11 protein-coding genes and 1 pseudogene are annotated in these 13,149 nt (G+C 42.3%); 3 read left to right on the top strand and 9 right to left on the bottom strand.

The window, feature by feature from the left end; genetic code table 11:
• Window positions 1–36: 36 nt before the first annotated feature.
• Window positions 37–291, bottom strand: coding sequence for an exodeoxyribonuclease VII small subunit (xseB, locus tag IQ230_RS04030; RefSeq protein ID WP_099701044.1), 255 nt, complete (start codon window positions 289–291; stop codon window positions 37–39).
• A 22-nt stretch (window positions 292–313) separates the two neighbouring features.
• Window positions 314–1,543, bottom strand: coding sequence for an exodeoxyribonuclease VII large subunit (gene xseA / locus IQ230_RS04025; RefSeq protein ID WP_193930790.1), 1,230 nt, complete (start codon window positions 1,541–1,543; stop codon window positions 314–316).
• A 273-nt stretch (window positions 1,544–1,816) separates the two neighbouring features.
• Here xseA and recA point away from each other — a divergent pair, with 273 nt between their 5' ends.
• Entirely contained in the window at window positions 1,817–2,884 is a 1,068-nt protein-coding gene (gene recA / locus IQ230_RS04020) for a recombinase RecA (protein WP_099701046.1), read from the top strand.
• 195 nt (window positions 2,885–3,079) lie between these two features.
• On the opposite strand, the gene IQ230_RS04015 is transcribed toward recA, so the two are convergent.
• The 4 genes and pseudogenes from IQ230_RS04015 to IQ230_RS04000 all read right to left on the bottom strand — a co-directional run bounded on the left by IQ230_RS04015 (window position 3,080) and on the right by IQ230_RS04000 (window position 7,443).
• Entirely contained in the window at window positions 3,080–3,424 is a 345-nt protein-coding gene (locus IQ230_RS04015; protein WP_099701047.1) for a DUF1815 family protein, read from the bottom strand.
• Window positions 3,425–3,766: 342 nt separating this feature from the next.
• The gene (locus IQ230_RS04010; RefSeq protein WP_193930789.1) at window positions 3,767–3,979 is read right to left on the bottom strand and encodes a DUF2839 domain-containing protein; all 213 of its coding nucleotides are present in this window, start codon (window positions 3,977–3,979) and stop codon (window positions 3,767–3,769) included.
• Between the two features lie 275 nt (window positions 3,980–4,254).
• A complete protein-coding gene (locus IQ230_RS04005) occupies window positions 4,255–5,826 on the bottom strand; it encodes a helicase C-terminal domain-containing protein (RefSeq protein ID WP_193930788.1) in 1,572 nt (523 codons plus the stop codon).
• A 267-nt stretch (window positions 5,827–6,093) separates the two neighbouring features.
• Window positions 6,094–7,443: pseudogene (locus IQ230_RS04000) on the bottom strand (cytochrome P450).
• Between the two features lie 452 nt (window positions 7,444–7,895).
• Between IQ230_RS04000 and lysS the strand changes: the two are divergent.
• Both lysS and IQ230_RS03990 read left to right on the top strand, forming a co-directional pair.
• Window positions 7,896–9,626: a lysine--tRNA ligase gene (gene lysS, locus IQ230_RS03995; RefSeq protein ID WP_193930787.1), complete on the top strand. Its 1,731-nt coding sequence runs from the start codon at window positions 7,896–7,898 to the stop codon at window positions 9,624–9,626.
• A 121-nt stretch (window positions 9,627–9,747) separates the two neighbouring features.
• Window positions 9,748–10,215: a GNAT family N-acetyltransferase gene (locus IQ230_RS03990; RefSeq protein ID WP_228054559.1), complete on the top strand. Its 468-nt coding sequence runs from the start codon at window positions 9,748–9,750 to the stop codon at window positions 10,213–10,215.
• Window positions 10,216–10,417: 202 nt separating this feature from the next.
• Here the strand turns inward: IQ230_RS03990 and IQ230_RS03985 are convergent, their stop codons facing one another.
• The 3 genes from IQ230_RS03985 to IQ230_RS03975 form a co-directional block, all read right to left on the bottom strand.
• Complete coding sequence (locus tag IQ230_RS03985) at window positions 10,418–10,984, bottom strand: glyoxalase-like domain protein (RefSeq protein ID WP_228054558.1); 567 nt, start codon at window positions 10,982–10,984, stop codon at window positions 10,418–10,420.
• A gap of 356 nt (window positions 10,985–11,340) precedes the next feature.
• The gene (locus tag IQ230_RS03980) at window positions 11,341–11,943 is read right to left on the bottom strand and encodes a hypothetical protein (RefSeq protein WP_193930786.1); all 603 of its coding nucleotides are present in this window, start codon (window positions 11,941–11,943) and stop codon (window positions 11,341–11,343) included.
• 267 nt (window positions 11,944–12,210) lie between these two features.
• Window positions 12,211–13,107, bottom strand: coding sequence for a DUF2267 domain-containing protein (locus IQ230_RS03975; protein WP_193930785.1), 897 nt, complete (start codon window positions 13,105–13,107; stop codon window positions 12,211–12,213).
• Window positions 13,108–13,149: the final 42 nt, after the last annotated feature.

Here is a 13,149-nt window from a genome sequence, read left to right as displayed (position 1 = left end):
GAGTATTCTCCTCTGCTTTTTCAATTCTCTGACCTCTCATTCGGGTTCATCACTCAAAGTTTCAATCAATAAATCTACCTGCTGCTGTCTTTGTTGGAGAAAAGTTTCGCATTGACGTAAATATTCAACAGCTGCTGTAAATTTCTCAAAGACCTCTTCTAATTCCAACTCCCCAGCTTCAATTTGCGCAATAATTCTTTCTACTTCAGCAACCTTAGCTTCATAATTCCAATCGGGTTTGAGTGTTGCATCTACTGCGTCAGAGTTGACTACCTTACTTCGTCTAGCCATAAAACAACCATTATCTAGTACTTCAATTGATGATTTGTGTCACTTCAACTTTGACTTGACCTTCAGTTAACTGAATAAATAGTTTCTGTCCTATTGCTAAATTACTAGCATGACGTACGATCTCTCCCTGCTCTTGTCTGACTACGGCGTAACCTCGCTTTAATACTGCTTTGGGATCGAGACTCGCTAATTTCTGCTCTAAAAACTGGCAGCGTAAAGTTGCTTGCTGTAACTGCTGTTTTGTTCTCGCGACAAGTTGATGACGCTGCGATGCTAATAACTGTCTTTCTTGGAGAATCTTTTGCTCTAAGCGTAAACGCCGCAAACGAATTTTAAATTCCTCTAGCTGGTTTTCTGCATTCTTTAGCTGCTGATACATGACTGTGCACAAAGTTGTTATTCTTTGCTGGTGTTCAAAATAAAGTTCTTGTAATTCAGGCACAACGCATTCCGCTGCTGCTGTGGGAGTATGGACGCAAACATCGGCAACTAAGTCAGCTAAAGATTCATCGCGTTGATGACCAATACCCGTAATCACCGGAATCGAGCATTGGGCGATCGCTCTCACCACTCGTTCATCATTAAAGCAAGCTAATTCTTCAACTGCACCACCGCCCCGCGCCAAAATTAAGACCTCTGCTCTACCGTCTTCTTCCACCCGTGCAATTGCCTTCGCGATTGAGCTTGGTGCTTGCTCACCTTGAACTAAAGCTGGAGAGAATAATACGCGCACCCCTGGATAACGGCTGCGAAGTGTTTTTTGAATATCACCCCATGCTGCACCCGCAGGAGAAGAGACAACCGCAATTGTCTGAGGATGGATCGGGAGCGATCGCTTGCGTTCAACGGCAAATAACCCTTCTGCTTCTAAGCGGTTACGGAGCTGGCGATAACGTAATGCCTGTAAGCCATCGCCTGCTGGCAAAGCTTGCCATACAGTTAACTGATACTGTCCTCTTTGGGGATATAGTCGCAAACTTCCCAAAACAATTAACTGTTCTCCGCGTTGAGGAATTTGTGTCAGTTTGTCTATTTGACTGTGCCACACCACACAGTTGATCGCGGCTTTGCCTTCGGTATCTTGTAGTGTAAAAAACAGCCCCTTAGAGTGCCCATTAGCGCTAGAAACTTCACCAATGACCCAAATGTGGTGTAACTGGGCATTTTCCTCTAACAGCGCCTGAATGTAAGCGGTTAATCCAGCTACAGAAATTGCAGTATCCGTCACTAAATCTGCTTGATAAAAAGTCATTACAAAACTAAAAGAACAGTTAGTTGTCAGTGGTAAGCTTAAAACTATTATCTCTTGTGTATAAGCCAAGATTGTTAGTTAAAAATCTTACTAAATTACTACGTAGGATAAACGTAGATTCATGGTTCAGCCGTTTATTGAGAGTGACTTGTTTTACCATTAAAACTCGGCTTGAAGTTTCATGCAAAAGTAGAGAAAATCTAGCTAAAATAGTATATCTGCACTAGTCATAACTCCCAGAATAATTTTAAACCTCCCTACTTAGAGGCAATAATGGCTATTGATACAACTGATACATCCGGAAAGCAAAAAGCCCTGAACTTGGTACTAAACCAAATTGAACGCAGCTTCGGTAAAGGAGCAATTATGCGTCTTGGTGATGCCACTCGAATGCGGGTGGAAACAATTTCCACGGGCGCGTTAACTCTAGATTTAGCTTTGGGCGGTGGTTTACCCAAAGGGCGAGTCATCGAAGTTTATGGTCCAGAAAGTTCTGGTAAAACGACAGTAGCACTGCACGCAGTTGCAGAAGTTCAGAAAAATGGTGGTGTTGCTGCATTTGTTGATGCGGAACACGCCCTCGATCCTACCTATGCTGCTGCACTGGGAGTTGATATTGCCAATTTACTGGTTTCTCAACCTGATACAGGGGAAGCGGCTTTAGAAATTGTGGATCAGCTCGTCCGCTCGGCAGCTGTAGACATTGTCGTAGTAGACTCAGTAGCTGCACTTGTTCCCCGTGCTGAAATTGAAGGCGAAATGGGTGATACGCACGTTGGTCTTCAAGCTCGTTTAATGAGCCAGGCGTTAAGGAAAATCACAGGTAATATTGGTAAATCTGGCTGTACTGTCATATTTCTCAACCAGTTGCGCCAAAAGATCGGTGTGACTTACGGCAACCCAGAAACAACTACTGGTGGTAACGCTCTAAAGTTTTACGCTTCAGTTCGACTCGACATTCGCCGGATTCAAACCTTGAAAAAAGGTACCGAAGAGTTTGGTAATCGTGTCAAAGTTAAAGTTGCTAAAAACAAAGTTGCTCCACCTTTTCGAGTGGCAGAATTTGACATTGTGTTTGGCAAAGGTGTTTCAACTCTAGGCTGTATTGTTGACCTAGCGGAAGAAACTGGTGTTGTTGTCCGCAAAGGAGCTTGGTATAGCTATAACGGCGATAATATTGCTCAAGGTCGTGATAACGCCATCAAATATTTAGAAGAAAATCTTGAACTAGCGCAGCAAATTCAGCAGATAGTTCGAGAAAAGCTGGAAATGGGAGCAGTTGTTTCTGCTAATTCAGTTGGAGAAACTGAAGACGACGCAGAATTAGATGCTGACGAATAATTATAATTATTAGGAGTGGTAAGACAAGTCAAGTCTATTCCACTTCTAGTACTTTGTTAAGTTAAAATCCCTAGCTGTGCTGTACGAGCTAGGGATCTTATTTGGATCTGATCTTTGCGCAGTTGCGTCCTATAAACCTAAGTAGCGATCGCCTTGCCACCTGCTGAGACTAAAAGATTTAGAGTGCCACAATCTCTAAACCTTTTTGCTAAGCAATATTGGTGATTCATTAGGGGAAACAGAATGTTTGACTAAATTAGCAAGTTCTTGTAACTGACTAATCGCTTCAGCGCCCTCTAACTTCATAAGTTCCCGATCGTCACGCATCTCAGTCCAAGTGATGCCATAATCGGACACGAGAAACCGAATCAAATGGTTGTCTCCCAAGCTAACCATAAATGAGGCGCTGCTCATTTGCCCGCCACAGGTATAACATGATGCCAAATAACCACGTCGCTCTAACACGGTTGCCAGAGCTTGCAGATTCATCACGAGATCCTGGACATATTGTCGGTGTTGTTCTGCTAATCTGAGAAACACGGTCGTCCTCCAAACACCACACTTAATTGTAGACCTATTTTTAGACTTTCTTTATATTTACCTAAAAATATATTTATTTCAGAGGTAAATATCCTATCTAAATTCAGATAAACATTTACATAGATACAAGCTAACTGATTATTTGCTGATTGACTGTATGCAAAAAGTCATATTTCTTGCTTAAATCTACAGACTGTCACTCTCACAGAGTGTTTCTATCGTTAGCGGTAGCTAGAAATAACGCAAAAGTCAAGTCTGGCTCACCTGATACTCTGCTATTTGAGAATGACAATAGCAAGCGTAAATTTTTATGACATTTATGAAGAATCAATTCAGTCAGACCTAGGTCACTTGCCACCAGCCAAAAGCTGGACCAATAAACCGAACAGTGATCCACCAAATAACTAGAAAGCCAATACCAAACCAAGCACCGCGATTGCTCCATTTACTAAATTGTTGGGCTTGACTTTTGGTGACAGGAAGCCAAGGAAGAATTTGAGCTTCTTTACCGTAGTTCTCCCCTAGTGCTGCTTTACGACGCTTTGCTTCGCCCATAGTCCTATTCCATTCTGAATTTTGAGATTGTGGATTGAAAAAACTTAATAAATACTCAGTAATCAGTCTCGTAGTCAATGTCAAACATCTGCTGTGCCTTGATAATAGCGCTCCTACTAGCACGACAGCAATGGGTGAGGGATCGTGAAGAAGCTGGGGAAGATTAGGAGTCGTGAAGTGTTGAGTTCTGAGTGCTGAGTTATGAGTGAAGAAAATTCTTTTTATTCAAAATTCAAAACTAATCACTAGCCAAAGCGCCACTCATCACTCACCCCTCAATTTGTTGGAGAGAGGAAACTGGAATCTAAATAATCAATTCTTGCCATAGGACTAAGAGCAGCTAGAATTTGAGAGCCATAACTACGGTGTAAGACTCTGCTGTCGAGCAAGGCAACTACACCTTGGCGATCGCGAACTGGGGCGATCGCGCGGGCTAATTCATTCAAAGCAGCTGGCAAGAGGTAAAAACGAAACCAATCTTGATGCTTGTGCTTGTAGTAAGCAACTCGACCTGCGACTAGGGGGTTTTCTAAAGAAGGGAGAGGTAACGTGGCAATGATCAATAATTGTGGAGTTGGGAATTCACTTTGATGCTGTCGCCAAAAGTCCCAACCAGTTACTAAGATCCCGCGATTGTCTAAAGTCGTTTTCTCAACTTGTACCCGCGAACCAAATTCTGCAGCTAAAGTTGCACCAACTTGTGCCTTGAGAGGTACATCTCCTACCAAAATGACAGTCGTTCCAGGAGATGCAACGGTTAAGCTAAGGAGCGAAAGTACTTTCTCAATAAATGCAGTTTGAAATTCTGGTGTATTTGGTAAAGGTAAGCGATCGGGCAAATAAAGTTGAATGAGATTCTCACGGCGCTCGTCAGAAAACTTTAGACAAGTTAATTCGCCTAAACCCAAGTTTCTACGATAGATGGGAGCTTCAGCCTCTTGATCCAAAGCACTTCCAATTAACACAACTGGTTGTCTAGACCAAATTGGGGCAAGTGCAGACGCAACTTCCACAGGCGTAGAGTGGACGGAAAATAAGCCTTGAGATCGCGAAATTGTTGCCCAAAGTAGTTGATTGTCGCGCGGGCGTTGCCAAAATTTACGCCAAGCATTTGGCATCCAGAGGTCATGTGAGGATGTAGCGAGTTGCTCAATATCATCGCTGTGTCGCGCTTGATCTTTTGTGCAACTTATTTTTAGGTTTTGATAAAGACTAGCGAGAATGTCTTGTTCTTGATGCGAGCATAGATAGCACTCGTAAGGATTAATTGGATGTTGAAAAACAGCTTTTGTCAGTTGTACTCGTGCATTGCGAATAACTTCTACCTGTTGGGGAAAAGCGAGCATTAATTCATCCCAATCACCAGTTTGAATACTTGCCGTAAGTTGAGTTCGAGTCCACATTTCCAGATCATCTACGCCATCAAGAATTGTAGGAATACTCGCAGGAAATCCTTTTCCTGCCAACTGCGCTGCTAACCAAGCTGTAGGAGAGACGATCAATAATCCTTGAAAATTATCGTAAGCCCAAGAATCACCTGTGAGAATTTTTTTATCAGTTTGCAACCACTGCTGGAGTGGTGGAATTTCAACACGTAATAATCGCTGCTGCACTTCCTCAGAAGCAACAATAATCACAGGTTCTTGCCACATTAATGCGGGAGCAAGATAACTCAGGCGATATCGCCCTTGATAGCCACTACCAGCCCCGACTTGAATTAAAGCACTACGCTTGAGCCGCAATCCTCGTGCTACCAACCGTGCCATCGTTAAATGATGATGCCAGGAAGCTTCGCCCTGCGATCGCAGGAAGTTATGCAGTGAGTAGTGGACTTCTGCTTCAATCACGTAGTTTTACTCGTACTATCAACTTAGGATTGCTCGCGCCTGTTTTATTATGAATGCAAACACAAAAAAGTCTTCCTTGGTAACTGTTACAACCACTGAGAAGCATAGGTATAAAACCAAAATACTAACTCATCGATATCGCAGTGTAGGGAGGCTTTATGCAGTGTAGCTAAATTTAATGCGATCGCGCCTCCCTGAAGTTAAGAAGTATATGTTTGGATACTTACATACTAGAAAACAGACATTGTAACTCTTTACAAAAGCAGACTATTTCCCTGAAGCATTCAGTTGCAAAACCACTTTGATACCATGCTCTGGTCGCAGAGTAATTGAAGGCTGCGGCACAATTGGAACAGGCAAAAGATTGAGACGAAACTTCTGAGCAACTGTTGTGAGTAATAAAATAGCTTCCATGAGTGCAAAACCTTTGCCAATACAAATGCGTGGTCCATCACCAAAAGGAATATAAACGCCTCTGGGCAGTTGTTTTTCTAAATCGTCTGCCCAGCGTTCTGGCTTAAAAATTTCGGGATCGGCAAAATACTGAGGATTGCGATGCATTGCCCACTGGCTAATCATAATCGTGCAGCCTTTGGGTACGTTGTAGTCACCAATTTGACAATCCACCGCAGCTTCGCGCCCAAAAATTGCAACTGGTGGATAGAGTCGCATCGATTCTTTTACAATCATATCGGTATAACGCAATTGCGGAATATCAGCGTCAGTAGGAGAACGTCAATCAAGTACTTCTTGCAACTCAGTTTGGAGTTTAGCTAATACTTGAGGATGTTGAGCAAGTAGCATCCATGTCCAGGTCAACGCGTTTGCTGTTGTTTCATGCCCTGCTAACATCAAAGTTGCCACCTCATCGCGTAATTGGCGATCGCTCATTCCAGTACCATCGTCTTCATCACGCGCCTGCATGAGCATTGAGAGTAAATCTCCAGGATCTTCACCGCTAGTGCGTCTTTGCTCAATAATGCTATAAATCGTCGTGTCCATTTGACTAATAGCATTGCGATAGCGAATATTTTCTGGTCGAGGAAACCATTCCCAAATCAAAAAATTCTGCTGGCGCTTACTTTCAAACCAATTCATTGCGACATCCAACGCATGAGCGATCGCCTGTGCGTTTCCTTCATCAATGTTCTGATTAAATAGACATTTCATCACAATATTGAGAGTAAGACGCATCATATCGGCATGAATATTCCGCGTTTCTCCATCTTGCCAGGTAGTCAGCATTCGTTCAGTATATTCAACCATTACCGTGGCATAACTAGCAATTAGCTTTTGGTGAAACACAGGCTGCACAAGGCGGCGCTGGCGAAACCACGATTCACCCTCGCTTGTTAATAATCCTTCACCCAATAAAGTGCGCAATGCCTGAAAACCACGACTTTTAATAAAAGAGTCCCTGTCTTTAAGGATTTCCTCAATTAAATCAGGGTGCGTAACTAAACATGTTGGAGTTAATCCCAAGCGCATTGGCACAATATCACCATACTCCCGCGCACAATGCGTTAAAAAACCTAATGGATCTTGGCTCAAGTCGAGTAGATTACCAACTAAAGCCTTGCCTTCTGGTCCTGGTAGTTCAAAAATATCTTGCACCATGATGTCCCTGATGATTTCTACTACGATGCAACCCGTACCCCCAATTTATCGAGGCTAACAAAAAGTGACGGGCTGATCGTTAATAGCTTTAGTTCCGCTGCGAGTGCAAAGATGTTAGCTCAAAGACAATATTTGTTTCAGTTTTAAAGCCATGTCGTCATAGAGCAGTAGAACTGGGTTTACAATTATGGGCAAGAGTCTTTGTAAAGTAAATAGGATGTCTTGCTGCACCAGTGCAGAAAGGGCATCACCAGAACGTCTCTGTGCTGAACCTGGTCAGAATATAGCAGGAACACTAAATGCAGAATGCTTAGCCGAAAGATTGCTTAGGAATTGATCCTGATGAAGCTATCAATTGAGATAACTACACTGCGACAGGAATTGCAACGCAAGTTTATAATCGAAAGCATTGCCAGTCTGTATAGTTCCTCAGTGGCTCTTAAATAATTACCATGTCTGCCGATCACTCTTCAAATTCTCAAAGTACCTCAAGTCTAGAAGAAATCCGTGCTGCGCGTTTAGAAAAAGTTGCTCAACTTAAGCAACTAGGGATGAATCCTTACGCTTACCGCTGGGAAGTGACGCATCATACAACACAACTCCAAGAAAAATTTGCCGATTTACCAAGCGGTGAAGAGGTTGATGTCGAAGTTGCGATCGCCGGTCGTATCCTCGCACGTCGCGTTTTTGGTAAACTTGCTTTTTTCAGCTTGCAAGATGAAACTGGCACAATTCAACTATACCTAGATAAAAAAAGAATCCAGCAAGGCATGGCAAGTACCGATCCCGATGCTTTTAATCACTTGAAGCAGCTAACGGATGTGGGAGATATTCTAGGAGCCAAAGGTACTATCAAGAAGACAGAAAAAGGTGAGTTATCGGTTAATGTCAGCGAGTACGCGATTCTGACTAAATCTTTGTTGCCTTTACCAGATAAATGGCATGGTCTCACAGATACCGAAAAGCGCTATCGTCAGCGGTATGTTGATTTAATTGTGAATCCAGAAGTACAGCAGACTTTTCGCCGCCGCGCTCGAATTACTGCTGGAATTCGTCGTTATTTGGAAACACAGGGCTTTATTGAAATTGAAACTCCTGTACTACAAGCAGAGGCTGGAGGCGCAGATGCACGTCCGTTTATCACCTACCACAATACGCTGGAAATGGAGTTGTATCTGCGAATTGCGACTGAACTACACCTCAAGCGGATGATTGTGGGTGGATTTGAAAAAGTATTCGAGTTAGGACGCATTTTTCGTAATGAAGGCGTTTCGACACGCCACAACCCAGAATTTACCTCGGTAGAAGTTTACCAAGCTTATGGTGATTACCATGACATGATGGCGCTGACGGAGGATTTGATTGTTACTGTGGCGCAAGAGGTATTGGGTAAGCTGCAAATTACATACCAAGGTGAGGCAATTGATTTAACTCCTCCTTGGCGACGCGTGACGATGCACGATTTAGTCAAAGAAGCTACAGAAATTGATTTTGCGGCATTTTCTTCACTGGAAGAAGCAAAAGCTGCGGCGGCAAATGCTGGAATTGACGTTGAGGCATGTGATTCAATTGGTAAAGTTCTCAATGAAGCATTTGAGCAAAAAGTAGAATCTCAACTTATTCAGCCGACGTATGTTCTCGATTATCCTGTAGAAATTTCACCTTTGGCAAAGCCGCATCGTTCCAAGCCTGGTTTGGTTGAGCGATTTGAATTGTTTATTGTGGGTAGAGAGACAGCAAATGGTTTTTCTGAGTTAACCGATCCGATCGATCAACGTCAGCGACTTGAAGCCCAAGCAGCGCGGAAAGCAGCTGGAGATTTGGAAGCACAGGGCGTTGATGAAGATTTTATCACCGCCTTAGAGTATGGAATGCCACCAACTGTAGGTTTAGGTATTGGAATTGACCGCTTGGTGATGCTATTGACAGATTGTGCGAGTATTCGCGATGCGATCGCTTTTCCATTACTCAAATCCGCTAGCAGCTTGATCAAAAAATACGATTACGATCCAGCTAGGAAACTTCTCCAAATTGAATTCAAAAATGGCAGCATCTACAACTACCAAGATGTTCCCGCTGATATTGCGCAAGGGTTAGAACAGGAGACTTCTCAAGGACATTATTTCAACGAATACATTCGCGGTAAATTTGCATACGACCAAGTGCGGCTGAAAAGTGAGTGAGAGAAGGGATCAGAGGTTAGGGAAGAACAATAATAGTATTTACCTAAAACCTAATCACTATTTCCTTGCTTCTCGTCCCTAGTTAACAATCCTTTAGCCTACTTCTACAAGAAGTTGAACGATGCGATCGCAAACTCTTATGGAGATACGAAGACTACAGGAGAACGATCATGAGCTTTTGGCTTCCGCCCTTTGGCTATTGATCCCAGAGTCAGAACGAGGCAGCGTAGCTAGCCATGCTTATCTGAAGCAAGCCTTGGGTTGTAAGAATTGCTATTTCCTTTTGTGTCTAGTTGATTCAACTCCCGTTGGTTATTTGAGTGCTTTTCGTTTTCCCGCTGTAGAGAATACCAGCTTCCAAGTGTATTTGTACGATATTGTCGTTGATGCAAGGTTCAGGAGAAAAGGGATAGGAACTCGAATGATTGAAGAGCTTAAAAAGTGTTGTATAGAAGATCAGGTTAGCCGCATTTGGGTCGGAACATCTTTGGATAATGAGGCGGCAAAGAGGGCTTTTGAGATAACCGGTGCGCGGAAAGTTCGAGAGACATATATTGAATACATCTACGATCTTGATGAGGGTGCCTAAGGTAAAAGAAATTCTTTTTATTGGTAAATACTGTATAACAACCGCATGCAGCTAACCCCCAGCAGCGTCGTCAAGAAGCCTCATCGTATTCGATGCCAGGTAGTTTTACGCAAAAGAGTCATTGAAATTGCAGCAATACAGACAGTATTAGTCCACGTAGGTGGACTTTGTATATTTAGCCTGCGTCCCGTAGCATCCACCTTTAGTTAGAAACTTCAGCTAACTCAATCACGCGTCCTTCGAGATCTTTGACTAAAAAGGTTAATGGCTTTTGACTGAGAATTTTGTGCTTTAACCCACGAACTTCCACACGCATTAAGATTTGTTCTAAACAGTCGCGGTCAAAGCAAACATGACGTTGCTGGTTCTTTCTACCCAAACCAGCACCAGAGACTACGTGCAACTGAGTATTTTTCTTGAGTTGATACCACAGCCCATCAGGAGCATTCAAACTACGAGTTGTACCAATTCCTGGACTAGCAGACATATATAATGGGTCAATTCCTGCTGCACCAATAGTTTGCTCATAGTTGTAGTAATAGTGTAGTGGCACATCAGCAGCGGGTAAATCAAGCAGTCCTTCATACAACTGTCTGGCTATTTCCATATCTGACACCATCACGGTGTGTACTTTGGGCGCGCTGGTAAGAAATAGCCACATAGCACCTGCATAGGCGGCTAGTAGCATAACCATAATTCCTTGCGTAGAAAACAAGGTGTCGAGTCCTGGGAAAAAAGCACCTACAGTTAAAGGCGAAAGGAGAGACATATTACCAAAAACTAAAAACATTAATTTACAAGGGTTTGAGCGATAATTTGTATTAAAAACTGCAACTGCTGTCTTGCTTGAGAGTGCGATTAATTCACTTTGAGCAATCAAGTGTTGCTGAGCTAAATATTCTTACGTATACATTTCTAGTTTATCAATGACAAAAAATCTAACTTTTGTCCTCCCGTCTATTATGCGCTAAGCATTTGTACTGAAGCAAACGAGCGAGAAGTTCCTCACTTAAGTTTTAAGTTAATTTAGCAAGCGATCGCTATTTTGATAAAACAGCAAAAAAGTGAGGATAACCACTCCTCACTTTTCGGATGAAGTTTTTGAGAGTTGATGGAGGCAACTTACTAATTGACTAAGACAGCACCATCTTGTTGGACTCGAATTGTTGTTCTATCCTCTGCTAAATCAGTTGTTGCGTCTAATGTAACTTCCAACAATCCCATTGAAGTTGCACTCAAAGTTGGTCTAAGTAATCCTCGATCTTGTCGGGAAAATGTTAACGATACAGGTGCAGGTAGATCGCGTAATGTCACTTCTGACTTTCCTGCGAGGCTGCGTTGTTCAGTATTACCAATGACTTGATAGAAAATCACAGCATTGGTTGTATTAGTCAATCTAATATTCACTCTCCCATCAACAGGCATTACTCTTGTAATAGGAGCTTGTTGTTGTTCTGGTAGCGGAGGCTGAGTTACAGAACTAGGTGCTGGAGTTGAACTGGGTGCTGTAGGTGGACAAGGGGAAGGAGGTGTTGTTCCTGGGGTTGTAGGTGATACTGGTATATCAGAACTTGGAGATACTGGAGTTTGGGTACGGTTATAAGGTGGTTCGCTAAAAATGCTTGGTCTAGGGTTAAGCGATGGACTACTAGGACTGGGTTGAACTTGGGAATATAACTTACTTCCTCTGGGAACGGCAAATGCTGCGCTTCCAGATATTATTGGCATTATTATTATCGTACTAAAAACAGTTAGAAATTGGATTTTTTTAAAATTATGTGGAGTAACGTTAAACATTTTTACCTCTTGGGCAAACATTCAACCTTGTTCAGTTTGATCAACTTATTTAAAAGTACTTTCTTTCATCAAAAGCTATACAATAGCTACCTTCAATTTCCTTTCTCTTAACTGGATTATATGCTAAAAAAAATTAAGTTATGAGTTAATTAAAACATTGAACTCATAACTTAACTATACTCAACTATTTACTATGAATTAAGCTTCTTCCCAGAGTTGTCGAACTTTTCCAGGTAGATATTGAGCAATTTCCTGACTTCGTTCTTCCGATAATTCCTCTTTAGTTGCAGCAAACACAGCTTTGACGGCTTGGTCGCGGTCTATATCGTAACCTGTTGCTGCCATTGGTGATTCATTTTTAACGCGCGTTAAAAAGCGTTCGTCATTAACATTGGAAATATCAGTAGGATTGTGACGATTTGAATGATCAAAAGGCGCGCGAATCCTGCTCAAGAAGCCAACAATGGGATTAGTATCGCGCCAAAGGTCTGCGATTTCCATTTGTAGCGCTTTATCCTCTGTAGGCAACACTTCTTTGTGTAACTCTTGTTCTACTTGGTCAGAGGTTTCTGTGGGCATCAAATCGCGCATGGCACGGTAAATTACCTCAGTGACATCCCTAGCATCAAAAATATCCTCAAATCCCCCTTTGATCATTACCTTTTCCAGAAAAGGCATATCTTTTGTGGCAATCGGAACTGATACCCCTTCTTTGAGAGATTTAGGAGGATTCTCCTCCATTTTTTGTAGCATTCGCTTACCTTTTTCGGTGAGTTCTGCTGATTCAAAGGTAATTAAATGTGGTAAGGGACCATCTTCTGCACCAAAAGTATTAGCAACTCTAAAGTCAACTTCTTTAGATTCAACTGCACTAGGAACGTCTTCTTGGTTGGCATAGGCATTTCCTGAAAATTCTGCCTTGATATATTGTGTTTGATTGAGATAATCGAGATGACCTAATAATTCAGCTCTTGTTATCTGTATGCCTGGGAAGAAGTCACTTTCCTCAAAGTTAACTTCGTGCATTTCCTGACCACTATCGTTAATTTTATTGAGGATGATGTAGACAATATCTTCTCTAATTGGAATGGGCATTGCACTTTTCCTAATTTTTCTAAATTGTTAGCAGTAGTAGCA

It is taken from the genome of Gloeocapsopsis crepidinum LEGE 06123 (assembly GCF_015207655.1).
Classification (GTDB): Bacteria; Cyanobacteriota; Cyanobacteriia; order Cyanobacteriales; family Chroococcidiopsidaceae; genus Gloeocapsopsis; species Gloeocapsopsis crepidinum.
The sequence above is the reverse complement of the archived record's forward strand: the minus strand, read 5'-3'. Positions and strand labels throughout refer to the sequence as shown.

Coding starts and splice junctions, on each gene's coding strand:
- xseB (WP_099701044.1), bottom strand. CDS start 291: ATGGCTAGACGAAGTAAGGTAGTCAACTCTGACGCAGTAGATGCAACA.
- xseA (WP_193930790.1), bottom strand. CDS start 1,543: ATGACTTTTTATCAAGCAGATTTAGTGACGGATACTGCAATTTCTGTA.
- recA (WP_099701046.1), top strand. CDS start 1,817: ATGGCTATTGATACAACTGATACATCCGGAAAGCAAAAAGCCCTGAAC.
- IQ230_RS04010 (WP_193930789.1), bottom strand. CDS start 3,979: ATGGGCGAAGCAAAGCGTCGTAAAGCAGCACTAGGGGAGAACTACGGT.
- lysS (WP_193930787.1), top strand. CDS start 7,896: ATGTCTGCCGATCACTCTTCAAATTCTCAAAGTACCTCAAGTCTAGAA.
- IQ230_RS03990 (WP_228054559.1), top strand. CDS start 9,748: ATGCGATCGCAAACTCTTATGGAGATACGAAGACTACAGGAGAACGAT.
- IQ230_RS03985 (WP_228054558.1), bottom strand. CDS start 10,984: ATGTCTCTCCTTTCGCCTTTAACTGTAGGTGCTTTTTTCCCAGGACTC.
- IQ230_RS03980 (WP_193930786.1), bottom strand. CDS start 11,943: ATGCCAATAATATCTGGAAGCGCAGCATTTGCCGTTCCCAGAGGAAGT.
- IQ230_RS03975 (WP_193930785.1), bottom strand. CDS start 13,107: ATGCCCATTCCAATTAGAGAAGATATTGTCTACATCATCCTCAATAAA.